Annotated in this window: 20 protein-coding genes and 2 tRNA genes; 12 read left to right on the top strand and 10 right to left on the bottom strand. The window is 69.3% G+C overall.

Going from position 1 to position 23,658, the window contains the following annotated elements; all coding sequences use genetic code 11:
* Window positions 1-134: 134 nt before the first annotated feature.
* From ACFXPK_RS22660 to rpmH, 8 genes are all read right to left on the bottom strand, one after another.
* Complete coding sequence (locus ACFXPK_RS22660) at window positions 135-1,235, bottom strand: ParB/RepB/Spo0J family partition protein (RefSeq protein WP_384995610.1); 1,101 nt, start codon at window positions 1,233-1,235, stop codon at window positions 135-137.
* Window positions 1,232-2,308 (bottom strand): ParA family protein, encoded by a 1,077-nt coding sequence (locus tag ACFXPK_RS22655; RefSeq protein WP_384995607.1) that lies wholly within the window; start codon window positions 2,306-2,308, stop codon window positions 1,232-1,234. Before ACFXPK_RS22655 ends, ACFXPK_RS22660 begins: the two co-directional genes overlap by 4 nt.
* A 265-nt stretch (window positions 2,309-2,573) precedes the next feature.
* Window positions 2,574-3,290 (bottom strand): 16S rRNA (guanine(527)-N(7))-methyltransferase RsmG, encoded by a 717-nt coding sequence (gene rsmG / locus ACFXPK_RS22650; protein ID WP_384995605.1) that lies wholly within the window; start codon window positions 3,288-3,290, stop codon window positions 2,574-2,576.
* A 104-nt stretch (window positions 3,291-3,394) separates the two neighbouring features.
* The gene (locus ACFXPK_RS22645) at window positions 3,395-3,907 is read right to left on the bottom strand and encodes a protein jag (RefSeq protein WP_384995603.1); all 513 of its coding nucleotides are present in this window, start codon (window positions 3,905-3,907) and stop codon (window positions 3,395-3,397) included.
* 21 nt (window positions 3,908-3,928) lie between these two features.
* Window positions 3,929-5,209, bottom strand: a complete 1,281-nt coding sequence (gene yidC, locus ACFXPK_RS22640; protein ID WP_384995601.1) for a membrane protein insertase YidC — start codon at window positions 5,207-5,209, stop codon at window positions 3,929-3,931.
* 3 nt (window positions 5,210-5,212) lie between these two features.
* Window positions 5,213-5,572, bottom strand: a complete 360-nt coding sequence (gene yidD / locus ACFXPK_RS22635) for a membrane protein insertion efficiency factor YidD (protein ID WP_384995598.1) — start codon at window positions 5,570-5,572, stop codon at window positions 5,213-5,215.
* On the bottom strand, window positions 5,569-5,940 hold the full coding sequence (gene rnpA / locus ACFXPK_RS22630) for a ribonuclease P protein component (protein ID WP_382890305.1): 372 nt from the start codon (window positions 5,938-5,940) through the stop codon (window positions 5,569-5,571). Before rnpA ends, yidD begins: the two co-directional genes overlap by 4 nt.
* A 26-nt stretch (window positions 5,941-5,966) precedes the next feature.
* A complete protein-coding gene (gene rpmH / locus ACFXPK_RS22625; protein ID WP_003975051.1) occupies window positions 5,967-6,104 on the bottom strand; it encodes a 50S ribosomal protein L34 in 138 nt (45 codons plus the stop codon).
* A gap of 396 nt (window positions 6,105-6,500) precedes the next feature.
* Here rpmH and dnaA point away from each other — a divergent pair, with 396 nt between their 5' ends.
* The 11 genes from dnaA to ACFXPK_RS22570 all read left to right on the top strand — a co-directional run bounded on the left by dnaA (window position 6,501) and on the right by ACFXPK_RS22570 (window position 21,249).
* Window positions 6,501-8,297: a chromosomal replication initiator protein DnaA gene (gene dnaA / locus ACFXPK_RS22620; RefSeq protein ID WP_385078042.1), complete on the top strand. Its 1,797-nt coding sequence runs from the start codon at window positions 6,501-6,503 to the stop codon at window positions 8,295-8,297.
* A 970-nt stretch (window positions 8,298-9,267) separates the two neighbouring features.
* Complete coding sequence (gene dnaN / locus ACFXPK_RS22615) at window positions 9,268-10,398, top strand: DNA polymerase III subunit beta (RefSeq protein ID WP_385078039.1); 1,131 nt, start codon at window positions 9,268-9,270, stop codon at window positions 10,396-10,398.
* Between the two features lie 77 nt (window positions 10,399-10,475).
* Window positions 10,476-11,360, top strand: a complete 885-nt coding sequence (gene gnd, locus ACFXPK_RS22610) for a phosphogluconate dehydrogenase (NAD(+)-dependent, decarboxylating) (protein WP_384995590.1) — start codon at window positions 10,476-10,478, stop codon at window positions 11,358-11,360.
* A gap of 29 nt (window positions 11,361-11,389) precedes the next feature.
* Complete coding sequence (gene recF, locus ACFXPK_RS22605) at window positions 11,390-12,562, top strand: DNA replication/repair protein RecF (RefSeq protein WP_385078036.1); 1,173 nt, start codon at window positions 11,390-11,392, stop codon at window positions 12,560-12,562.
* Window positions 12,559-13,164 (top strand): DUF721 domain-containing protein, encoded by a 606-nt coding sequence (locus ACFXPK_RS22600; RefSeq protein ID WP_384995585.1) that lies wholly within the window; start codon window positions 12,559-12,561, stop codon window positions 13,162-13,164. Before recF ends, ACFXPK_RS22600 begins: the two co-directional genes overlap by 4 nt.
* 568 nt (window positions 13,165-13,732) lie before the next feature.
* Window positions 13,733-15,814 carry a DNA topoisomerase (ATP-hydrolyzing) subunit B gene (gene gyrB / locus ACFXPK_RS22595; RefSeq protein ID WP_384995583.1) on the top strand — a complete coding sequence of 694 codons (2,082 nt, stop codon included), beginning with the start codon at window positions 13,733-13,735 and terminating at the stop codon, window positions 15,812-15,814.
* Between the two features lie 50 nt (window positions 15,815-15,864).
* A complete protein-coding gene (gene gyrA / locus ACFXPK_RS22590; protein ID WP_384995581.1) occupies window positions 15,865-18,537 on the top strand; it encodes a DNA gyrase subunit A in 2,673 nt (890 codons plus the stop codon).
* 86 nt (window positions 18,538-18,623) lie between these two features.
* Window positions 18,624-19,292 (top strand): DUF3566 domain-containing protein, encoded by a 669-nt coding sequence (locus ACFXPK_RS22585; RefSeq protein ID WP_384995578.1) that lies wholly within the window; start codon window positions 18,624-18,626, stop codon window positions 19,290-19,292.
* 58 nt (window positions 19,293-19,350) lie between these two features.
* Window positions 19,351-19,424: transfer RNA gene (locus ACFXPK_RS22580), tRNA-Ile, on the top strand.
* Window positions 19,425-19,642: 218 nt separating this feature from the next.
* The gene (locus ACFXPK_RS22575; protein WP_003958712.1) at window positions 19,643-19,777 is read left to right on the top strand and encodes a DLW-39 family protein; all 135 of its coding nucleotides are present in this window, start codon (window positions 19,643-19,645) and stop codon (window positions 19,775-19,777) included.
* Between the two features lie 164 nt (window positions 19,778-19,941).
* Window positions 19,942-21,249, top strand: coding sequence for a hypothetical protein (locus ACFXPK_RS22570; RefSeq protein ID WP_385078031.1), 1,308 nt, complete (start codon window positions 19,942-19,944; stop codon window positions 21,247-21,249).
* Window positions 21,250-21,314: 65 nt separating this feature from the next.
* Here ACFXPK_RS22570 and ACFXPK_RS22565 read toward each other — a convergent pair whose 3' ends face one another.
* A complete protein-coding gene (locus ACFXPK_RS22565) occupies window positions 21,315-22,757 on the bottom strand; it encodes a serine/threonine-protein kinase (protein WP_385078029.1) in 1,443 nt (480 codons plus the stop codon).
* Window positions 22,758-22,847: 90 nt separating this feature from the next.
* The gene (locus tag ACFXPK_RS22560) at window positions 22,848-23,396 is read right to left on the bottom strand and encodes a helix-turn-helix domain-containing protein (RefSeq protein WP_384995570.1); all 549 of its coding nucleotides are present in this window, start codon (window positions 23,394-23,396) and stop codon (window positions 22,848-22,850) included.
* Between the two features lie 186 nt (window positions 23,397-23,582).
* On the opposite strand from ACFXPK_RS22560, the gene ACFXPK_RS22555 reads away from it, so the two are divergent.
* Window positions 23,583-23,655: transfer RNA gene (locus ACFXPK_RS22555), tRNA-Ala, on the top strand.
* The last annotated feature ends 3 nt before the right edge of the window (window positions 23,656-23,658 follow it).

The following is a 23,658-nucleotide window of genomic DNA, read 5'->3' as shown; positions in this document are numbered from 1 at the left end:
CGCCACCACCTGGTTCACGGTCATCGCCATCGCCGTCGAACTCGGCGGACTCGTCAACCTCGACCCCGGGGGGGGGGTGGGGCCCCGGCGGCCCCCCACACCCCCCCCCCCGCCCCCAGGGGTGCGGTGGAGCCTCAGCTCTCCTCTTCGTCCCCGGCCTCCTCGTCGAGTCCCTGGTCCAGGACGCGCCCCTCACCGGGGGCGAGGGTGGAGAGGATCCGGTCCAGATCGTCTATCGAGGCGAACTCGACGACGATCTTCCCCTTCTTCTGCCCGAGGTCGACCTTCACCCGGGTCTCGAAGCGGTCGGAGAGCCGCGACGCCAGATCGCTCAGCGCCGGGGACAGCCGGGCGCCGGCCCGCGGGCCCTTCGACTTCGGCGCGGTCTGCGGACGCGACCCCATCAGGGTCACGATCTCCTCGACCGCCCGCACGGAGAGACCTTCGGCCACGATGCGGTGGGCGAGCTGGTTCTGCTCCTCCGAGTCCTCCACCGACAGCAGCGCCCTGGCATGACCGGCGGAGAGCACTCCGGCAGCCACCCGGCGCTGCACCGAAGGGGAGAGACGCAGCAGCCGCAGGGTGTTGGAGACCTGCGGACGCGAACGCCCGATCCGGTCGGCGAGCTGGTCGTGCGTGCAGTTGAAGTCCTTGAGCAACTGGTCGTAGGCCGCGGCCTCCTCCAGCGGGTTCAACTGAGCGCGGTGCAGGTTCTCCAGCAGCGCGTCCAGAAGCAGCTTCTCGTCGTCCGTGGCGCGGACGATGGCGGGGATGCGCTCCAGACCCGCCTCCCGGCAGGCCCTCCAGCGCCGCTCGCCCATGATGAGCTCATAGCGCTCCGGCCCCACCTGCCGTACGACGACGGGCTGGAGAAGCCCCACCTCCTTGATGGAAGTGACCAGCTCCGCGAGGGCGTCCTCGTCGAACACCTCACGGGGCTGCCGGGGGTTCGGCGTGATCGAGTCGATCGGCACCTCGGCGAAGTGGGCTCCGGCCACGGCCGGCTCGGGCGCCGCCGTGCGGTCCGGTACGACAGGCTCCGTCTCCGGGGAGACGGTGGCCGTCGGCAGCGACGTCACCTTCGCGGCGGCGACTCCCCGCTCCGCCGTCATCACCGGGGCACCGCCCGGAGAGGCCGTGTCCGCCCCGGGGACGGACACCGGCTGCTGCTCCTGCGGAGCGGCGGGGATCAGTGCACCGAGCCCACGCCCCAATCCTCTACGTCGCTCGCTCACTGGATCCCCTCCGACATGCTCTGCTGGCTGTTCTGGATACCCACATGGGCCTGCTGGGCGTCATAGTGGACCCCCACCCCCCGCAGGGCGATCTCACGGGCGGCTTCGAGGTACGAGAGGGATCCGCTGGAACCCGGATCATAAGTCAGCACCGTCTGCCCGTAGCTCGGCGCCTCCGAGATACGGACCGACCGGGGGATGCTCGTCCGCAGCACCTCGTTGCCGAAGTGGCTCCGCACCTCGTCCGCCACCTGTGAGGCGAGCCGTGTCCGGCCGTCGTACATGGTGAGCAGAATCGTCGAGACATGCAGCGTGGGGTTGAGATGCCCCCGCACCAGATCGACGTTCCGCAGCAACTGGCCCAACCCTTCCAGTGCGTAGTACTCGCACTGGATGGGGATCAGGACCTCCGCGCCCGCGACCATCGCGTTGACGGTCAGCAGGCCGAGCGAGGGCGGGCAGTCGATGAGGATGTAGTCCAGTGGCTGCTCATACGCCTCGATCGCCCGTTGCAGTCGGCTCTCCCGTGCCACCAGGGACACCAGCTCGATCTCCGCACCGGCGAGATCGATGGTGGCCGGGGCACAGAAGAGACCTTCGACGTCCGGGACAGGCTGGACCACCTCGGAGAGCGGCTTGCTCTCCACCAGGACGTCATAGATCGACGGTACTTCGGCATGGTGGTCGATCCCCAGCGCCGTGGAGGCGTTGCCCTGTGGATCGAGGTCGACCACCAGCACGCGCGCGCCATGGAGCGCGAGCGACGCGGCGAGGTTGACCGTGGTGGTGGTCTTGCCTACGCCGCCCTTCTGGTTGGCGACGACCATGACACGTGTCTGTTCGGGGCGGGGCAGACCCTCGCCGGCCCGGCCCAGTGCCTCCACCGCCAGTTGGGCGGCGTGGCCAATGGGGGTGTCGTCCATCGGGGGCGGTGTTTCACGTGAAACGTCCTCCCCCTGCGACTCGGTGCGGGGACCGGGGACCGGATCGGTCATCGGTCCCGCGATGTTGGCGTCGGACCGCAAGGATTCACTCTCCTCGACTTCAGACTCGCAATGGACAGAGCCTGCCATGCTTTCGGGGTCGTGAACCAGCGAGGCCCGTGGATCTGTGGATGAATCCGCGTCTGTAGACAACCCCGCCCCCCGTACGAGGGGTTTTCGGCCGCGCGGTGTGGCAGACGCGCGGCCTCGGGTGATGATGCCCTGCAGCAGTGAGCGACGTTTCACGTGAAACACGATGCACGCGCCGCGGGGCTAGACCATCACGACACTCCGCAATGCATAGGTATGGCAGCTTGTATGGACCATCACCGATAGCCACTGAGGACTGTACGGCTCAACGGCGGCGCCGTGCACGGCCGGCCCGCGCGGCCTTGGCCCGCTTCGTCGCGAACCGCACCCCGCCGGGGCTCTCCCCGACCTCCACCCGCACCACCGTGGCGAGTGGATCGACGATGCCCTCCCCGACCTGGAGCACCGAGGTCTCCACCACGCCGAGCTTGCTCAGCGCCGCACGGGCCCCGTTGATCTCCTCCTCGGCCGTGTCGCCCTTCAGCGCCAGCATCTCGCCGTAGGGACGCAGCAGCGGCACCCCCCAGCCCGCCAGCCGGTCCAGCGGCGCCACCGCCCGTGCCGTCACCACATGGACGGGCTGGAGCGTGCCGAGGACCTCCTCGGCCCGGCCCCGTACCACCGTCACATGGTCCAGGCCCAGCAGCTCGACGACTTCCTGGAGGAAGTTCGTCCGTCGCAGCAGCGGCTCCAGCAGCGTGATCTTCAGATCCGGCCGGACCAGGGCCAGCGGGATCCCGGGGAGACCCGCGCCCGAGCCGACATCGCAGACCATCACGCCCTCGGGCACGACCTCGGAGAGCACCGCGCAGTTCAACATGTGCCGCTCCCACAGGCGCGGCACCTCGCGGGGGCCGATCAGACCGCGCTTGACGCCCGCGTCCGCCAGCAGCTCCGCGTAGCGGACAGCCTCCGGAAAGAACTCACCGAAAACAGTGCGCGCCTCGTCCGGTGCGGGGGGAAGCTCTGCTGCCTCCGTCACGGGAACCGTCCTTCCATACCGAACCACCCAGCGGTGGCTGACTATCAGGCTGACAAAGATCGGCCCCGCCTGCGCGACAGGCGGGGCCGAAAACGTTGAACCACTCAGGCAGGGAGCACCACGACGAAGCGCTCGGGCTCCTCGCCCTCGGACTCGCTGCGCAGACCGGCGGCGGCGACCGCGTCGTGCACGACCTTCCGCTCGAAGGGCGTCATCGGGCTCAGCTTCACCGGCTCACCGGTGCTCTTCACCTCGTCCGCCGCCTTGGCACCCAGCTCGGCCAGCTCGGTGCGCTTCTTGGCCCGGAAACCCGCGATGTCCAGCATGAGCCGGCTGCGGTCCCCGGTCTCCCGGTGGACAGCGAGCCGCGTCAGCTCCTGAAGTGCCTCCAGGACCTCGCCGTCGCGCCCCACCAGCTTCTGAAGATCCCCACCGGCCGCGTCGCTGATGATCGAGACCGCGGCCCGGTCTGCCTCGACGTCCATGTCGATATCGCCGTCGAGATCGGCGATGTCGAGCAGGCCCTCAAGGTAGTCGGCCGCGATCTCCCCTTCCTGCTCCAGGCGGGTCAGGGTGTCGCTCCCCTCGGGAGCGGCGGAGATGGTGCCTTCCGTCACGGATGGACTCCTTCTTGATTCTTACTTCTTGGTGGGGTGCTTGGGCCGCTGCTGACCCTTGCGCTGCCCGGACTTGGCCTTCTGGCGTGTGGCACCGGCGGCCGGCTTGCCCGATGGCTTGGACGTGGTGTCCTGCGGCTCGTCCTTCTTCTGCAACGAGGTCTTCGCCTGCGGCTCGGCCGCCTCGGCGTCATCGGGCGCCGACTTCTCCGCAGCGGCCTGGGTCGCGGTGGCCTGCCGCTGTGCCTTGGTCTGGCGCTTGGGCTGCTGGCGCCTGGCCGCGGCACCCGCCTCGGCCTCGGCGGCGGCGGTGTCGCTCTTGATCACCGTGCCGTCGGGCTGCGCGGCCAGACCCGACTTGCCCAGACCCACCACGAACTTGCGCTCGTTGTCGTTGCGGTCCGGACCCTTGGCCACGATCGCCTGCACGACAGAACGCTTGCGGCGCGACCGCACCTCGCCGTGCGCGGTGATGCTCTTCAGCAGACGCTGCAGGTACTGGTCCTGCGCCTTGCTGCCCGGGGTCGGGTTCTGGTTGATCACGTACATCTGCTGGCCCATGGTCCACACGTTGGTGGTCAGCCAGTAGACGAGCACACCGACGGGGAAGTTCACGCCGGTGACCGCGAAGATCAGGGGGAAGATGTACATCAGCATCTTCTGCTGCTGCATGTACGGCGTCTTGACCGTGAGGTCGACGTTCTTCGTCATGAGCTGGCGCTGCGTGTAGAACTGCGACGCCGACATCAGGACGATCATGATCGCGGTGACGATCCGTACATCGGTCAGCGACGCGTTGAGCGAGGCGACCTTCTCGCTGCTGTCCAGGAACTTGGCGGCCAGCGGGGCTCCGAAGATGTGCGCCTGGCGCGCGCTGTCCAGCAGCCCCTGGTTGATCACGCCGATGGTCTTGCCGCTCGCGATGCTGGAGAGCACGTGGTAGAGCGCGAAGAAGAACGGCGACTGCGCCAGGATGGGCAGACACGAGGAGAGCGGGTTCGTACCCGTCTCCTTGTACAGCTTCATCATCTCTTCGGACTGACGCTGTTTGTCGTTCTTGTAGCGCTCCTGGATCGCCTTCATCTTGGGCTGGAGCACCTGCATGTTCCGCGTCGACTTGATCTGCTTCACGAAGAGCGGGATCAGACAGATACGGATCAGTACCACCAGGGACACGATGGACAGTCCCCAGGCCCAGCCCGTGTCGGGGCCGAAAATCATCCCGTACAGCGAGTGGAACTGGACGATGACCCAGGAAACAGGTGTGGTGATAAAACTGAAGAGACTGGCAATCGTGTCCACTAATCAGGCTCCTTGAGCTTTGGGCGAGGTCTCTGCGGCCGGGCTCGGGGTGTCGGGGGCCGATCCCCCGGAAGGCACGCCGTCAGCGGGCCGCCCGCCCTTACCGCCGCGCCACGCGTTGCGCAGCAGTTCATGCCATCGAGGCCGTTTCCGCGGCGGGACATGGTCCACACCGCCCGGCGACCACGGATTGCACCGCAGAATGCGCCAGGCGGTCAGCGCCGTGCCCTTCACCGCGCCATGGCGGTCGATGGCCGTATATCCGTAGTGCGAACACGACGGGTAGTACCGGCAGACAGGCCCGAGGAGCGGGCTGATCGTCCACTGGTACAGCTTGATCAGAGCCAGCAGCGGGTACTTCATCGCGCGCCCCCTCCCAGCAGCCGCCGGAGAGCGGCGTCCAGGTCTCGGGCCAGCAGTGCATGGTCGGCGTCACCTGATCCGGGCAGCGCCCGTACGACAACCAGGCTACCGGGGGGCAGCGCGGACAGTCGGTCGCGTATGAGATGGCGCAGGCGCCGCTTCACGCGGTTCCGTACGACCGCTCCGCCCACCGCTTTGCTTACGACGAAACCCGCACGCACCGGGGAAGCGCTCTCCCCAGGCGCGTGCGGGTCCGTTGCACCGCTGTTCAGATGGACGACGAGGAGCGGGCGTCCTGCCCGGCGGCCTCGTCGTACCGCGGTCGCGAAGTCCTCGCGCCGCCTCAGCCGATTCTCGGTAGGCAGCACGTCATGACCTGTTTGTCAGCAGGCGATCAGGCGGACAGACGGGCGCGACCCTTGCTGCGACGCGTCGCGAGAATCGCGCGGCCGGCACGGGTACGCATCCGCAGCCGGAACCCGTGGGTCTTGGCGCGACGGCGGTTGTTCGGCTGGAAGGTGCGCTTGCTCACTCGGGGGCTCCAGAAAATGATGTGTGGATGGCGGGACATCGCCTGGCTGTCACCGTGCGCCCACGAGAAGCTGAGAAGCTCGCGATCACGCCCGAGTGCACCGCTTCACAACCACAGATCGTGATCTTTGCCCATCGGAGGCAGGCGGCAGCAGCCATCGACAACTCGACCTGGTCACGGTACGCGCGGCTACGCCATCCGGTCAAACCAGCTCGGTGCCGGTCTCCATTGTGCACAGGCTGTGGACAACAACTTGAACCGCGCGGGTCGGCCTGACTACCTTGGCGGAGACCGCCCCCTATGCGCCGGTCGGTCTTCACCCCGGCGTTCCCCGCCGGCCTTCCCACCCCGTCCCGAGAAGCACACATTCGTGGGACCAGCGAGAGAGCGTGCCTTGTGGCTGATGTACCTGCCGATCTTGCCGCAGTGTGGCCACGAGTGCTGGAGCAACTCCTCAGGGAGGGCCAGCAGGGGGTAGAGCCCAAAGACAAACAGTGGATCGAACGGTGCCAGCCGCTGGCCCTGGTCGCCGACACCGCGCTGCTCGCCGTCCCCAACGAATGGGGCAAGCGGGTCCTCGAAGGCCGTCTCGCCCCTCTCATCAGCGAGACCCTGAGCCATGAGTGCGGGCGGCCCATCCGGATCGCGATCACCGTCGACGACTCGGCGGGCGAACCCACCCCGCCGGCCCCGCCCGTACCCCAGCAGCACCGTTATCAGGGACCGCACCACGACGAGCCGCGCCAGGACGACGGTTACGACGGCTACGGGCACCGCCCCTCCGACGACGGCATGCCGTCCGTACGCCCCGCCTACCCGGACTACCCGCAGCAGCGCCCCGACCCCGGCGCCTGGCCGCGGACCCAGGAGGACCTGTCCTGGCAGTCCCGCTCCGGCGGCTACCAGGACCGTGACCCGTACGCCACCGCACGGCCGCAGCACCACGACTACCGGCAGCCCCAGGGCCAGGACCGGTCCCTGTACGAGCGCCCCGTCGACCAGCACGCCCAGCACGACCAGCACGACCACCGCGGCCGGCACGACCTCCAGGAGCCGCCGGCGCCCCGCCACGGCGGCGGGCAGAGCGTCGGCCGCGCGCGGGCCGGGGCGCCGGGACCGCTGGGCGCCCAGCCCGCTCCCGCGCCGGGCCCGGGCGAGCCGCAGGCCCGGCTCAACCCCAAGTACCTCTTCGACACCTTCGTCATCGGCGCGTCCAACCGTTTCGCGCACGCGGCGGCGGTCGCCGTCGCCGAGGCGCCGGCCAAGGCGTACAACCCGCTCTTCATCTACGGCGAGTCCGGGCTCGGCAAGACCCACCTGCTCCACGCCATCGGGCACTACGCGCGCAGCCTCTACCCCGGTACACGGGTGCGCTACGTCAGCTCCGAGGAGTTCACGAACGAGTTCATCAACTCGATCCGGGACGGCAAGGGCGACACCTTCCGCAAGCGGTACCGCGATGTCGACATCCTCCTGGTCGACGACATCCAGTTCCTGGCGTCCAAGGAGTCGACGCAGGAGGAGTTCTTCCACACGTTCAACACGCTCCACAACGCCAACAAGCAGATCGTGCTCTCCTCGGACCGGCCCCCCAAGCAACTGATCACGCTGGAGGACCGGCTGCGCAACCGCTTCGAGTGGGGGCTGACCACGGACGTCCAGCCGCCGGAGCTGGAGACCCGGATCGCGATCCTCCGCAAGAAGGCGGTCCAGGAGCAGCTCAACGCTCCGCCCGAGGTGCTGGAGTTCATCGCCTCGCGGATCTCGCGCAACATCCGTGAGCTGGAGGGGGCGCTCATCCGGGTCACGGCGTTCGCCTCGCTCAACCGGCAGCCGGTGGATCTGGGGCTGACCGAGATCGTGCTGAAGGACCTGATCCCCGGCAGCGAGGACGCGGCCCCGGAGATCACCGCGACCAACATCATGGCGGCGACCGCCGACTACTTCGGGCTGTCGGTGGACGACCTCTGCGGTTCCTCGCGGAGCCGGGTGCTGGTGACGGCGCGCCAGATCGCGATGTACCTCTGCCGTGAGCTGACCGATCTCTCGCTGCCGAAGATCGGCGCGCAGTTCGGCGGGCGCGACCACACGACGGTCATGCACGCGGACCGGAAGATCCGCGCGCTGATGGCCGAGCGCCGCTCGATCTACAACCAGGTGACCGAACTCACCAACCGCATCAAGAACGGCTGAGAGCGAGCGCGGCCCGCGAGCAGCTCCACCGGCGGGCAGAGGGCTCCATCGGCGAGCAGAAGGCTCCACCGGCGAGCAGGAGCGCTCCCGCGGCGACCGCGGCCCGCCGCCGACCGCCGTCCGACGGCGCTCACGAGGGCGTCCGGGACCCCGTCCGAGACGGTCCCGGGCGCCCTTTCGCCGTCCCGGAGGGCGCACGGCGCCCCCTCCGGCGTGTCATCGGCCGCCCTCGCTGTTCGAATACGCGGTGGCGCGAAGGTCTTCTCCACAGATTCGGGCAGAATCTTCCGTCCACAGCCTGGGGACCCCGGAGTTGTCCCGATCGTGTCCACAGGGGAGGCTGCCGGCCGGACATCGGTCCAGGTCAGGGGGGTGTGGATTTGTGGTTGACGCCGCTCCACAGCCTGTGGACGGAAAACTCGTCCACAGGGCGTCCGGGATCTTGTCCACCGGCGGCCCACAGGCAGGCCGCCGTCGCCCACAGCTTCTCCACAGCCCTGTCCACTGTTCGGCAACGAAACACCGGGGATCGCTGAGTCGAGTGAAAGGCGTCACACCAAGGAGGCCGGTTGGGCTGTGGGGAACGTGGGTAAAACTGGGGACGCGGCTGGGGAGAAGTCACGGTGTCCTGTGCATGGGGTGTGCAGAACTTTCCGCCGTCCACAGAAGAGCCGAGTTCTCCACGGCTCCACCCACAAGTCCGGTGGATAAAAAAACGGGCTTGACCTGCGCAGACGGCGTTATCCACGGTTTCCACAGGGCCTACTACTACTACCCCTGAGAGTTAGCCAGGAGTCCGTTTCGAAGCAGGGCCTGTGCACAACTTCGCGGCCGACCATCCGGAACGTCTCGCCTCGACTTGACCCGCGACAGCACCGAGTGTCGGTGCCGTACGTCAGACTGGTCCCCGGCATCCCAGCCGACGACGAAGGCCAGCAGGGCGAGCGAGCAACAGCAGGAGGCGGTTCCGGTGAAGATCCGGGTGGAGCGCGATGTACTCGCGGAGGCGGTGGCCTGGGTGGCCCGTAGCCTTCCGGCCCGTCCGCCGGCGCCGGTGCTCGCTGGCCTTCTGCTGAAGGCGGAGGACGGCGCGCTCAGCTTCTCCAGCTTCGACTACGAGGTCTCGGCGCGGGTCTCGGTGGACGCGGAGGTGGAGGAGGACGGCACCGTCCTCGTCTCCGGTCGGCTGCTCGCCGACATCTGCCGCGCGCTGCCCAACCGTCCGGTGGAGATCTCCACAGACGGTGTACGGGCGACCGTGGTCTGCGGCTCCTCGCGGTTCACCCTCCACACACTCCCTGTGGAGGAGTACCCGGCGCTGCCGCAGATGCCGACCGCGACCGGCACCGTCCCCGGTGAGGTCTTCGCCTCCGCCGCCTCCCAGGTCGCCATCGCCGCGGGCCGGGACGACACGCTGCCCGTTCTCACCGGTGTACGGATCGAGATCGAGGGCGACACGGTCACCCTGGCCTCGACCGACCGCTACCGCTTCGCGGTCCGCGAGTTCCTGTGGAAGCCGGAGTCCCCGGACATCTCCGCGGTCGCCCTGGTGCCCGCCAAGACGCTGCTGGACACCGCCAAGGCGCTCACCAACGGCGACACGGTCACGCTGGCGCTCTCCGGCTCCGGCGCGGGCGAGGGCCTGATCGGCTTCGAGGGCGCGGGACGGCGGACGACGACCCGCCTCCTGGAGGGCGATCTGCCGAAGTACCGCACGCTCTTCCCGACCGAGTTCAACTCGGTCGCGGTGATCGAGACCGCCCCGTTCGTCGAGGCCGTCAAGCGCGTGGCCCTGGTCGCGGAGCGCAACACCCCCGTACGGCTCAGCTTCGAGCAGGGTGTTCTCATCCTGGAGGCCGGGTCCAGCGACGACGCACAGGCTGTGGAGCGGGTCGAAGCGCAGCTCGACGGCGACGACATCTCCATCGCCTTCAACCCGACCTTCCTGCTGGACGGTCTGAGCGCGATCGACTCCCCGGTGGCCCAGCTCTCCTTCACGACGTCCACGAAGCCGGCGCTGCTCAGCGGCCGCCCGGCCGTCGACGCCGAGGCGGACGAGGCGTACAAGTACCTGATCATGCCGGTACGCCTGAGCGGCTGACCCCACAGGTGAGTGGCCGGGTCCGGGCGTAGGCTCGGACCCGGGTACGAATCGCCTCAACGCTTAAGGAACGCCTGATGGAGCTCGGTCTTGTGGGTCTCGGCAAGATGGGCGGCAACATGCGCGAGCGCATCCGCCGCGCCGGCCACACCGTCATCGGATACGACCGCAATCCGGACCTCGCGGACGTCCACAGTCTCAAGGAGCTGGTGGACAAGCTCAAGGGTCCGCGCGTGGTCTGGGTGATGGTCCCCGCGGGTGCCGCGACCCAGGCGACGGTCGACGAGCTGGCCGAGCTGCTCTCCCCCGGCGATGTCGTGGTCGACGGCGGTAACTCCCGCTGGACCGACGACGAGAAGCACGCGGTCGAGCTGGGCATCAAGGGCATCGGCTTCCTCGACTGCGGTGTCTCCGGCGGTGTCTGGGGCCTCGACAACGGCTATGCGCTGATGTACGGCGGCGACCCGGAGCATGTGGCGAAGGTCGAGCCGATCTTCGACGCGCTCAAGCCCGAGGGGAACTTCGGCTCGGTGCACGCCGGCAAGGTCGGCGCGGGTCACTTCGCCAAGATGGTCCACAACGGCATCGAGTACGCCATGATGCAGGCCTACGCCGAGGGCTGGGAGCTGCTGGAGAAGGCCGACTCGGTCACCGATGTCCGTGAGGTCTTCCGCTCCTGGCAGGAGGGCACGGTCATCCGCTCCTGGCTGCTGGACCTGGCGGTCAACGCGCTGGACCAGGACGAGCACCTGGACCAGCTCCGGGGGTACGCGGCGGACTCGGGCGAGGGCCGGTGGACGGTCGAGGCGGCCATCGACCACGCGGTGCCGCTGCCCGCGATCACCGCGTCGCTCTTCGCGCGGTTCGCCTCGCGCCAGGACGACTCGCCGCAGATGAAGATGGTCGCGGCGCTGCGCAACCAGTTCGGCGGCCATGCCGTCGAGTCGGCCGGCGACAAGTAAGTGACATTCGGGGAGGTCCGCGCACAGCCATGCACGTGACGCATCTGTCGCTGGCCGACTTCCGGTCGTACGCCCGGGTGGAGGTGCCCCTCGACCCGGGCGTCACCGCGTTCGTGGGGGCGAACGGGCAGGGCAAGACGAATCTGGTCGAGGCGGTCGGCTATCTGGCGACGCTCGGCAGCCACCGGGTCTCCTCGGACGCTCCGCTGGTACGGATGGGCGCGGAGCGCGCGGTGATCCGGGCGGCGGTCACCCAGGGCGAGCGTTCGCAGCTCGTGGAGCTGGAGCTGAACCCGGGCCGCGCCAATCGGGCCCGTATCAACCGGTCGTCGCAGGTCAAGCCACGTGACGTGGTCGGGATCGTACGGACGGTGCTCTTCGCGCCGGAGGATCTGGCGCTGGTGAAGGGCGATCCGGGCGAGCGCCGCCGGTTCCTGGACGAGCTGATCACCGCGCGGTCGCCGCGGATGGCGGGGGTGCGGTCGGACTACGACCGGGTGCTCCGGCAGCGGAACACGCTGCTGAAGTCGGCGGCGATGGCGCGACGGCACGGTGGGCGGGGCATGGACCTGTCCACGCTGGACGTCTGGGACCAGCATCTGGCGCGCGCCGGGGCGGAGCTGCTGGCGCAGCGGGTCGATCTGATCGCGACGCTCCAGCCGCTGGCGGACAAGGCGTACGAGCAGTTGGCGCCGGGCGGTGGTCCGGTGGCGCTGGAGTACCGTTCCTCCGCCGGTGGTCCCGGCGGTGACGAGACCGCCGCGGGCGCGCCGGGCCCGGGTGAGCCGGCTGCCGGGTCCTCGCGGGACGAGCTGTACGCGCATCTGCTGGCGGCGCTGGCCGAGGTGCGCAAGCAGGAGATCGAGCGGGGTGTGACGCTGGTCGGGCCGCACCGGGACGATCTGGTGCTGAAGCTGGGCCGGCTGCCGGCGAAGGGGTACGCGAGCCACGGCGAGTCCTGGTCGTACGCGCTGGCGCTGCGGCTGGCCTCGTACGATCTGCTGCGCGCCGAGGGCAACGAGCCGGTGCTGGTGCTGGACGACGTGTTCGCCGAGCTGGACGCGCGGCGGCGGGAGCGGCTGGCGGAGCTGGTGGCTCCGGGGGAGCAGGTGCTGGTGACGGCGGCGGTGGACGACGATGTGCCGGGTGTGCTGGCCGGGGCGCGGTTCGCGGTGGCCGAGGGTGCGGTGGAGCGCGTATGAGTCTGCCGGGAATGCCGGGGATCCCGGGAACACCGGGGTCGGGAGCCGGGCCCGGGGCCGGTCCTTCTGTGCCGTCGTCGGCCCCGTCGGGGCCCGAGCCGTCCGGGGTGGATCTGGCCCGGGTCGCGCTGCGGGCGGCGAAGGAGCAGGCGCGTGCCCGGGGGAACGCCGTACAGCAGAAGAAGCAGGCGAGGCGGGGCGGTGGGCTGCGCTCGGGGGCGCGGGCCGACGGGCGTGATCCGCTGCCGCTGGGTGCGGCGATCAACCGGCTGATCATGGAGCGGGGCTGGGAGACGCCGGCCGCCGTGGGCGGGGTGATGGGCCGCTGGCCGCAGATCGTCGGGGAGGACCTGGCGAAGCACTGTGTGCCGCAGCGTTACGACGACGCCGAGGACGCGCGGGTGCTGACCGTGCAGTGCGATTCCACGGTGTGGGCGACGCAGCTCCGGCTGCTGGCGCCGCGCCTGGTGGCCCGGCTGAACGAGGACCTGGGGCAGGGCACGGTCCGGATGATCAAGGTGCTGGGGCCGGGGGGCCCGCCGCAGCGGTACGGCCGCCTCCGGGCGCCGGGGAGCACGGGGCCCGGCGACACGTACGGCTGAGGCGGCCGGGCGCCGCGTGCCGGGCGCCGCGTGCCGGGCGCCCGTGGCGTCGCGGGCGGCCCCTTCCGGATGCCGGGACGGATACGGGCGGAGCCCCCGGATGCCGTGCGGCCGGGGGCCGGGGCGCGCGCCTCGCCCGTATCCGTATACGTCCTGGTCGCCTTCTCCCCTTTCTCCCCTTCTCTCCGCCCGCCTCCGTGTGGCACCGATCCTTCTCACGAGCCGTCCTCCTCACCGGGGACGGCTCGTCCCGTTCCGTACCTCCTGAGTCCGCTGTGACCTGGGAGAGCGTGGGGGGAGATTGAGGTGTCCCTCACCGTAGCGGGAGGTTGACAGGCCGAAGCGCTCAACGCCGGTGTGAGCCTCTTGGAGCCCCTTCCCGAATATGGGGAGTCGGAGGCTGCTCGTCCAGGGCGGCACATGCGGACTCAGGTACCGGCAAACCCCCATTCGGGTCGGCGCTACCGGTAGACTGATGGAAAATCCCGCGCTGCTTGCGGGGGACTGTCAACAGATGCTGACACAAGCCGAACGACGCAGCCGCTCCCGCTTGCTCGGAGGACGGCCTGTGCTGTGCCAGAAAGGGCGCTTCGTGGCCGATTCCGGCAACCCCAATGAGAAGACCCCGTCCGTCGCCACTGGCGAGCACGGCGAGGTAACCGCCGCGTACGACGCCAGTGCCATCACCGTCCTCGAGGGCCTGGACGCGGTCCGCAAGCGGCCCGGCATGTACATCGGCTCCACCGGTGAGCGCGGGCTCCACCACCTTGTGCAGGAAGTCGTCGACAACGCCGTCGACGAGGCGATGGCCGGGCACGCGGACACGATCGACGTCACGATCCTCGCCGACGGCGGGGTCCGGGTGATCGACAACGGCCGCGGTATCCCGGTGGGCATCGTCCCGTCCGAGAACAAGCCGGCCGTCGAGGTCGTGATGACGGTGCTGCACGCGGGCGGCAAGTTCGGCGGCGGCGGGTACGCCGTCTCCGGCGGTCTGCACGGCGTGGGCGTCTCCGTCGTCAACGCGCTGTCGACGAAGGTCGCGGTCGAGGTCAGGACGGACGGTCACCGCTGGACGCAGGATTACAAGCTCGGTGTGCCGACGGCGCCCCTGGCCCGTAACGAGGAGACGTCCGAGACCGGTACGTCGGTGACGTTCTGGGCCGACCCGGACGTCTTCGAGACGACGGACTACTCCTTCGAGACGCTGTCGCGGCGCTTCCAGGAGATGGCCTTCCTCAACAAGGGCCTGACGCTGACCCTGACGGACGAGCGCGAGTCGGCGAAGGCGGTCGTGGGCGCGGACGTCGCGGGCACGGACGCGGTGGAGAGCAAGGACGAGGAGCCGCCGGCGCGGACGGTGACGTACTTCTACGAGGGCGGCATCGTCGACTTCGTGAAGTACCTCAACTCGCGCAAGGGCGAGCTGATCCACCCGACGGTGATCGACATCGAGGCCGAGGACAAGGACCGGCTGCTCTCGGTCGAGATCGCGATGCAGTGGAACGCGCAGTACAGCGAGGGCGTGTACTCCTTCGCGAACACGATCCACACGCATGAGGGCGGTACGCACGAGGAGGGCTTCCGCGCGGCGATGACCGGGCTGGTCAACCGCTACGCGCGCGAGAAGAAGTTCCTGCGGGAGAAGGACGACAACCTGGCGGGCGAGGACATCCGCGAGGGTCTGACCGCGATCATCTCGGTGAAGCTGGGCGAGCCGCAGTTCGAGGGCCAGACGAAGACGAAGCTGGGCAACACGGAGGCGAAGACCTTCGTCCAGAAGATCGTCCACGAGCACCTGACGGACTGGTTCGACCGTAATCCGAACGAGGCCGGGGACATCATCCGCAAGGCGATCCAGGCCGCGACGGCCCGGGTCGCGGCGCGCAAGGCGCGGGATCTGACGCGGCGCAAGGGGCTGCTGGAGAGCGCGTCCCTGCCGGGCAAGCTGAGCGACTGCCAGTCGAACGACCCGTCGAAGTGCGAGATCTTCATCGTCGAGGGTGACTCCGCCGGCGGTTCGGCGAAGTCGGGCCGTAACCCGATGTACCAGGCGATCCTGCCGATCCGGGGCAAGATCCTGAACGTCGAGAAGGCGCGGATCGACAAGATCCTCCAGAACACCGAGGTACAGGCGCTGATCTCGGCGTTCGGTACGGGGGTGCACGAGGACTTCGACATCGAGAAGCTCCGCTATCACAAGATCATTCTGATGGCGGACGCCGATGTCGACGGTCAGCACATCAACACGCTGCTGCTGACGTTCCTGTTCCGCTTCATGCGTCCGCTGGTCGAGGCCGGGCACGTCTATCTCTCCCGCCCGCCGCTCTACAAGATCAAGTGGGGCCGGGACGACTTCGAGTACGCCTACTCCGACCGGGAGCGCGACGCGCTGGTCGAGCTGGGCAAGCAGAACGGGAAGCGCATCAAGGAGGACTCGATCCAGCGCTTCAAGGGTCTGGGCGAGATGAACGCCGAGGAGCTGCGGATCACCACGATGGACGTCGACCACCGGGTGCTCGGCCAGGTCACGCTGGACGACGCGGCCCAGGCCGACGATCTGTTCTCGGTGCTGATGGGCGAGGACGTCGAGGCGCGGCGGTCCTTCATCCAGCGCAATGCCAAGGACGTCCGCTTCCTCGACATCTAGTCGGTCACTGCTGACGGATTCGACAAGGCCGAAAGGAAAACTGACCAGCGATGGCCGACGAGAACACCCCCGCAACACCTGACAACGCCGACGGCTCGGAGAACTCCGGAGTCCCGGGCACCCCCGGGACCCCTGTGATCCAGGAGGTGGCCGAGGCGGTCGAGGGTCTGGCGATGCGCGTAGAGCCCGTGGGGCTCGAAACGGAGATGCAGCGCTCGTACCTCGACTACGCGATGTCCGTCATCGTGTCGCGCGCGCTGCCGGACGTACGGGACGGCCTCAAGCCCGTGCACCGGCGTGTGCTGTACGCGATGTACGACGGCGGTTACCGGCCCGAGAAGGGCTTCTACAAGTGCGCCCGCGTCGTCGGTGACGTGATGGGTACGTACCACCCGCACGGCGACTCCTCGATCTACGACGCGCTGGTCCGCCTCGCGCAGCCGTGGTCGATGCGGATGCCGCTGGTGGACTCCAACGGCAACTTCGGTTCACCGGGCAACGACCCGGCCGCCGCCATGCGGTACACCGAGTGCAAGCTGATGCCGCTGTCGATGGAGATGCTCCGGGACATCGACGAGGAGACCGTCGACTTCACGGACAACTACGACGGCCGCAACCAGGAGCCGACGGTGCTGCCGGCGCGGTTCCCGAACCTGCTGATCAACGGTTCGGCGGGTATCGCCGTCGGTATGGCCACGAACATCCCGCCGCACAACCTGCGGGAGGTCGCGGCCGGTGCGATGTGGGCGCTGGAGCACCCGGACGCCTCGCACGAGGAGCTGCTGGACGCGCTGATCGAGCGGATCAAGGGTCCCGACTTCCCGTCGGGCGCGCTGGTCGTGGGCCGTAAGGGCATCGAGGAGGCGTACCGTACGGGCCGCGGCTCGATCACGATGCGTGCGGTGGTCGAGGTCGAGGAGATCCAGAACCGCCAGTGCCTGGTGGTCACGGAGCTGCCCTACCAGACCAACCCGGACAATCTAGCTCAGAAGATTGCCGACCTGGTCAAGGACGGAAAGATCGGCGGGATCGCCGATGTCCGCGACGAGACGTCCTCCCGTACGGGGCAGCGCCTGGTCGTCGTCCTGAAGCGGGACGCGGTCGCCAAGGTCGTCCTGAACAACCTGTACAAGCACACCGACCTCCAGTCCAACTTCAGCGCGAACATGCTGGCGCTGGTGGACGGGGTGCCGCGCACGCTGTCGCTGGACGCGTTCATCCGGCACTGGGTGGCGCACCAGATCGAGGTCATCGTCCGGCGGACGCGCTTCCGGCTGCGCAAGGCGGAGGAGCGGGCGCACATCCTGCGCGGTCTGCTCAAGGCGCTCGACGCGATCGACGAGGTCATCGCGCTGATCCGGCGCAGCGACACGGTCGAGATCGCGCGTGGGGGCCTGATGGAGCTGCTCACGATCGACGAGATCCAGGCGAACGCGATCCTGGAGATGCAGCTCCGCCGGCTGGCGGCCCTGGAGCGGCAGAAGATCGTCGCGGAGCACGACGAGCTCCAGGCGAAGATCAACGAGTACAACGCGATCCTGGCCTCGCCGGAGAAGCAGCGCACCATCGTCCGCGAGGAACTGGCCGTCATCGTCGACAAGTTCGGTGACGACCGCCGTTCCAAGCTGGTTCCCTTCGACGGTGACATGTCCATGGAGGACTTGATCGCCGAGGAGGACATCGTCGTCACCATCACGCGGGGCGGCTATGTGAAGCGTACGAAGACGGACGACTACCGCTCGCAGAAGCGCGGCGGCAAGGGCGTCCGCGGGACGAAGCTCAAGGAAGACGACATCGTCGACCACTTCTTCGTCTCCACGACCCACCACTGGCTGCTGTTCTTCACGAACAAGGGCCGGGTCTACCGGGCCAAGGCGTACGAACTGCCGGACGTCGGCCGTGACGCGCGGGGCCAGCACGTGGCCAATCTGCTCGCTTTCCAGCCGGACGAGCAGATCGCCGAGATCCTCGCGATCCGCGATTACGAGGCCGTTCCGTATCTCGTTCTCGCAACAAAGGCGGGACTGGTCAAGAAGACCCCGCTCAAGGATTACGACTCTCCGAGGTCGGGCGGGGTCATCGCGATCAACCTGCGCGAGACCGACGCGGGCGCGGACGACGAGCTGATCGGCGCCGAGCTGGTGTCGGCGGAGGACGATCTGCTGCTCATCAGCAGGAAGGCCCAGTCGATCCGGTTCACCGCGACGGACGACGCGCTGCGCCCGATGGGCCGTGCCACGTCCGGGGTCAAGGGGATGAGTTTCCGCGAGGGCGACGAGCTCCTCTCGATGAATGTCGTCCGGCCCGGTACGTTCGTCTTCACTGCCACGGACGGCGGGTACGCGAAGCGGACCGCCGTCGACGAGTACCGCGTCCAGGGCCGTGGCGGCCTCGGCATCAAGGCCGCCAAGATCGTGGAGGACCGCGGGTCGCTCGTCGGCGCGTTGGTGGTCGAGGAGACTGATGAGATCCTTGCCATCACCCTCGGCGGTGGTGTGATTCGCACGCGAGTCAACGAAGTCAGGGAGACGGGCCGTGACACCATGGGCGTCCAACTGATCAACCTGGGCAAGCGGGATGCCGTCGTGGGCATCGCGCGCAACGCCGAGGCGGGCCGTGAGGCTGAAGAGGTCGACGGGACCGATGACCCGGGGACCGACGAGGCCGGTACGGCCGAGGTCGCCGGAGGCAGCAAGCCTCCGGCCGTGGAGCACGAGGAGTAAGCGTGAGTGGAGCCACGGGCGCCGGATCGGCCGCTTCCGGAGCGAACGGTGCCCGTGGCCCTGCCACGGACTCCCAGGGGGTTACGGTGACCGACACCCGGGGGAACAAGCCCCCGTACGAGACCTATGGCGCTGGGCAGCCGCAGCCGGCCGCTCAGCCGTACCACCCGCCGCAGGCGTACCCCTCTCCGGGCGTCGGCGGAGCCACTCAAGCCGGACAGGGATCCAAGCCGGCCGGACAGCAGGGCCAACAGGGAGCTTCCGTGACATCTGCCCCTTCCGCCACCGGGACAGCCGGGGGTGGCGGATCCGCCGCACCGACGACGGGACCCGCCGCCGCCTCGGCGGTGCGTCTGCCGAGGACGGGCGCGCGGACCACGCCCCGGACGCGCAAGGCGCGGCTGAGGGTTTCCAAGGCCGACCCGTGGTCGGTCATGAAGGTCAGCTTCCTGCTCTCCATCGCGCTCGGCCTCTGCACGATCGTGGCGGCGGCGGTGCTGTGGATGGTCATGGACGCCATGGGCGTCTTCTCGACCGTCGGCGGGACGATCAGTGAGGCCACCGGGTCCAACGAGAGCAACGGGTTCGATCTCCAGTCGTTCCTGTCGCTGCCGAGGGTGCTCGTCTTCACCTCGGTCATCGCGGTGATCGACGTGGTGCTGGCGACCGCGCTGGCCACGCTCGGGGCCTTCATCTACAACCTCTCCGCGGGCTTCGTGGGCGGCGTCGAGCTGACGCTCGCCGAGGACGAGTGAGGACCGGGCATCGATTTTGGGGCTGGCCCTGAAGTGCGCTAATCTTCAGGGGCAGCGCGGGGCTATAGCTCAGTTGGTTAGAGCGCATCCCTGATAAGGATGAGGCCACAGGTTCAAATCCTGTTAGCCCCACCGCCTGTATCGGCCCGTACGGATCACTCCGTACGGGCCGATCGCATTGGACGATTCGTTACGCGGTTCGTCACCCGCTTCTTCCGTTCTTTTACTGTCGGTGTCCGGCCCTGACGAAGGCGGGAGTTGGGGTGCGGACAGGTCACCGATCGATATCGATCGGTGTGTATAGTCGGGCGCCAGAAGTCCCCTACGTCAAGGAAAGACGAGGTCGCGCGGTGAAGAAGCTTCTCTTGGTCGCACTGGCTGCCATCGGCGGGCTCCTCGTGTACCGCCAGATCCAGGCGGACCGCGCCGAGCAGGATCTGTGGACGGAGGCGACCGACTCCGTGCCCGCAGGTTCGGGTGTGTGAGACGCAGCAGTCCTGATGCGAGCCCCGGTCGCTGAGCGGCCGGGGCTTCGTGCTGCCCGGGGGCCGGGGAGCCCGTCCGCGGGCAGACAGCGGTACGGCCGCCGGGGCAGGATGGGCCCTCGCAGACGGAACGTGGCAGCGGGCAGAGGCAGGGGGACGAGCGCGTGAACGGGCAGCGCAGCAGGGGCCGGGTGGCGTCGGCCGCGACGTCGGTGATGTGCGTGGCGGCGGCCGTGAGCGCGGTCCTGGCGCTGCCGGGGCAGGTCTGGGCGGCGGGCGGGCCGGCCCCGTACGCCTTCGAGCCGGACGTGCGGCAGATCACCGGCGCGACGACCACGAGCGAGGCGCGGACCCTGGAGGGCGGCGCCGTCTACCGCGACGCGATCAAGCCGGGCGAGAAGCACCTCTACCGGCTCGACCTGACGAAGGGCACGAGCGACTACGTCTCCGCGGTGGCCGTTCCCGGGGCCGGGACGAAGGTCGCCTTCGGCGACAAGATCGAGGTGTCGCTCCAGAACCGCCAGGGCACCGAGTGCAGTTCGAACTACTCGAACTTCGGTACGCAGGGGGAGTTCGCCCGGCCGCTCGCCGCCTACGCCTACCGGGTGATCAAGGAAGGCTCGTCCACCTGCCAGGAGTCGGGTCCCTACTACGTGGTCATCGAGCGGACCAGTGAGGAGACCTCCTCGGCCGCGCCCTGGGAGCTGGAGATCCGCCACGTCACCGAGCCGGGGCTCAAGGCGACCGGGCCCACCCAGGCGCCCTCGCGGTGGCCCAGCGCCTCCCCCGAGCCGGTCGTGGGCACCGTGCGCGAGCGGGCGGGGGGCCACGGCTTCACCGACGCCAGGGGGCTGGTGTCGGGCGAGTGGTCGACGAAGATCGAGCCGGGGGAATCGCTCTTCTACCGGGTGCCCGTCGACTGGGGGCAGCAGCTCTTCGCCAGTGCCGACCTCGGCAGCTCGGACGGGGACGGGTTCGTGAGCGGCGCCCTCGGGGTGTCCCTGTACAACCCGGCGCTCGGGTACGTGTCCGGGAGCAGCTCGCTCTCGTACGACGGCAGGCAGAAGACGGCGGACCTCGACCCGCTGCCGCCGGTGGCGTACGAGAACCGCTTCGGCTACCGCTCCGGCGACCAGGACATGCGGTTCGCGGGCTGGTACTACCTGCGGATCAGCCTCAACCCGGAGGTCGGCAAGACCTTCGGGGAGAAGCCGTACGGGCTGACGCTGCGGGTCGACGTCAAGGGCACGCCGAAGACGGGGCCGGGGTACGACGGGCCGGCCGGGCTGTTCGCCGTGACCGGCGACGACCGGGACGCGGCCTCGGCCGGGCAGGCGGCGCCGGACGAGGCGCGGAGCGACATGATGGCGCTGGTCGCGGCGGGCGGGATCGGCGCGGGCACGGTGCTGGTGCTCGGGCTCGGCGTATGGACGCTGCTCGCACGGCGGGGCGGCGGCGTGGCGGCCCGCTGACCGCGACCCGGCCGGACGGGGGCGGCGCGGCCGGGCCCGGGTGAGGGCCAGACCTGGGTGAGGGGTCAGACCTGGGTGAGCGCCCAGAAGCCGACCGCGAAGCAGGCCAGCGCCAGCAGCAGAACCGGGATCGTCACCTTCGGGGGCGGTCCCGGACGCCTGGGGGGCGCGTGGTGGGCGACGGTACGGTGCGCCGGCTGCGGCGGCGGGGCCTGCTGGGGCAGGGAGGGGCTCTGGGCGGTGTAGGGGCGCGTGAGGCTGTAGTCCTGCCGTACGGCCGCGGTCCGCGCCTGTGCGTGGGCCAGATCGGCTTCTGAGGGGTACGACTGGGCCTGAACGTGGGGCTGTTGGGGCTGAAGGTGGGGCTGGGGCTGGGGCTGAGGTTGCTGCGGCAGGACCGGCGGTGGGGGGAGATGGAAGCTGCCGGTCTCCGACATGGAGGTGGGCGGGGGCGCGGGGGACGGCTCGGCGCGTTCCGGGGCCGGGGCGAGCCCCGGTCGCTGAGCGGCCGGGGCCGGGGCCGGAGGCGGCGTCGGCTCGGGGCCGGCTCCCGGCTCCGGTGCGGGTGCGGGGGCGGTGGGTACGGGGGCGGGCTTCGGCTCGGGGAGCGGTTCGGGTTCCGGCTTCTTGACGGGGCCGGAGGGGCCGAACCCCTGGGGCAGCGGACCGATCTGGTCGAAGATCTCGACCGGCTCCTCGTCCTCCGCGGACTCGGGGAGCAGATCCACGGCCGCCGTCAGCGCCTTGCGCGCCCCCGTGGCCGTACGGAACCTGGCGTTCGGGTCCGGCTGGACGAGCCCCGCCAGGACCTGCCACAGCGGCTCCGGGATGCCCTGCGGAGCCCCCGGGGTGCCATGTGCCGCGAAGTGCTCGACGAGGGCCTTGGCGTCGGGTTTCTGACCCTGCAACAGGTAGAGCGCGACCAGGCCCACCGCGAAGAGATCGGCGGGGAAGTCGGGCTCCGCGCCCAGCAACTGCTCGGGCGCGAAGTAACCGGGCGTTCCCACCACGTAGTTGGTCTCCGTCAGCCGCGGCTCCCCCTTGCGCATGGAGATGCCGAAGTCGGAGAGGCGCAGGTGCGGCCGCGCCGTTCCCGTGGCGTCCAGCAGGATGTTCGCCGGTTTGATGTCGCGGTGCACGACCCCCTCCGCGTGCACCGCGGCCAGACCGGCGAGCAACTGATCGAGCAGGGTGCAGACGAAGCGGGGCGGCAGCGGCCCGTAGTCGCCGATGACGTGCGCCAGCGACCCGCCCGTCACCAGGTCCATGGTGAACAGGACCTTGTCGTCGTCCGCCGCCCAGCTCGCCGGGGCGAGGACATGCGGATGATCGATCCGCAGCGCCTGCTCGCGGACGAACCGCAGCAGGGTGTGCGCGTCGCTCTGCTGGAGGACCTTCGCGGCCACGTAGCGGCGGCGCCGGTGGTCCCAGGCGCGCCAGACGGCGCCCACACCGCCGCGGCCGATCGGGTCGATCAGCTCGTACCGCCCCGCGAAGACCTCACCCATGGCGCCGCGCTCGCTCCCCGTCGTCGTGTCCGGCGGACATCCGCCCCGCCCTGCCCGTACCGCTCGTCGCCTGTCGCTCTGGTTCCGTGCCTAGTTCTGGTGCGCCTCGTAATGGGCGACCGCGTCGGCGGTGCGCCCCGCACCGTAGACCCTGAGGAACTCTGCCAGTTCCGGCTGGGTCGGGGCGAGGGCGTCCGCCGCGTCTATGATGTCGCCGGCCGCGGCGACCGACCGCAGCAGGGACTGGATCTCCCGGACGACCCGGCGCACGGTGGGCGCGCCCGAGCTGTTCGTCGTCTGGCTGGTACCCGTCAGGACGGAGCCCCCCTGGGACTTCTTGATCTCCTCCATCCGGTCGGTGGCCTCTCCGGCGCTGACGCTGCCGTCCGCCACCTGGCCCGCCAGATCCTGGAGCGCCTGCACGCGCTGGACGACCGCGGGGTTGCCGATCTTCGCGCGCTGGCCGCTCATCAACTGCGAGAGCATCGGCGCCGACAGTCCCAGCACGGCCGCGAGCCGTGCCTGGTTCAGACCCAGGTCGTCGATGAGCCGGCGGAAGAGCGCCCCCAGCGGCTCTCCGTACCAGCTTCTCTGGAGCTCTCTGGCTCTGGCAGTCGATTCCTGCTGTGCGGCATCCATGCGCGTCTCCCCATCGCTTCCCCAATGCGGCAGCTTCACTGCTGCGAACCTCGTGGGGCATCTTACGGAGCGTGGTCGCGCACGGGGAGCCCCAATCGTTTTGCGGGATCCCCCGGTACACCCGGTACTCTGGTGCCCGGTGATGGGAGAGCCGGTCTCTGCCGGTCGGTGTACCCGCCCATCCCCGGGGCCTTAGCTCAGTTGGTAGAGCGCTGTCTTTGCATGGCAGATGTCAGGGGTTCGACTCCCCTAGGCTCCACTT

It is taken from the genome of Streptomyces sp. NPDC059142 (assembly GCF_042755665.1).
Lineage (GTDB): Bacteria > Actinomycetota > Actinomycetes > Streptomycetales > Streptomycetaceae > Streptomyces.
The sequence above is the reverse complement of the archived record's forward strand: the minus strand, read 5'-3'. Positions and strand labels throughout refer to the sequence as shown.

What these genes read in the sequence shown, in the direction of transcription:
- ACFXPK_RS22560 (WP_384995570.1), bottom strand. Translation starts at nt 23,396, where the DNA reads ATGGATGCCGCACAGCAGGAATCGACTGCCAGAGCCAGAGAGCTCCAG.
- gyrA (WP_384995581.1), top strand. Translation starts at nt 15,865, where the DNA reads ATGGCCGACGAGAACACCCCCGCAACACCTGACAACGCCGACGGCTCG.
- ACFXPK_RS22655 (WP_384995607.1), bottom strand. Translation starts at nt 2,308, where the DNA reads ATGGCAGGCTCTGTCCATTGCGAGTCTGAAGTCGAGGAGAGTGAATCC.
- recF (WP_385078036.1), top strand. Translation starts at nt 11,390, where the DNA reads ATGCACGTGACGCATCTGTCGCTGGCCGACTTCCGGTCGTACGCCCGG.
- yidD (WP_384995598.1), bottom strand. Translation starts at nt 5,572, where the DNA reads ATGAAGTACCCGCTGCTGGCTCTGATCAAGCTGTACCAGTGGACGATC.
- ACFXPK_RS22565 (WP_385078029.1), bottom strand. Translation starts at nt 22,757, where the DNA reads ATGGGTGAGGTCTTCGCGGGGCGGTACGAGCTGATCGACCCGATCGGC.
- ACFXPK_RS22600 (WP_384995585.1), top strand. Translation starts at nt 12,559, where the DNA reads ATGAGTCTGCCGGGAATGCCGGGGATCCCGGGAACACCGGGGTCGGGA.
- gnd (WP_384995590.1), top strand. Translation starts at nt 10,476, where the DNA reads ATGGAGCTCGGTCTTGTGGGTCTCGGCAAGATGGGCGGCAACATGCGC.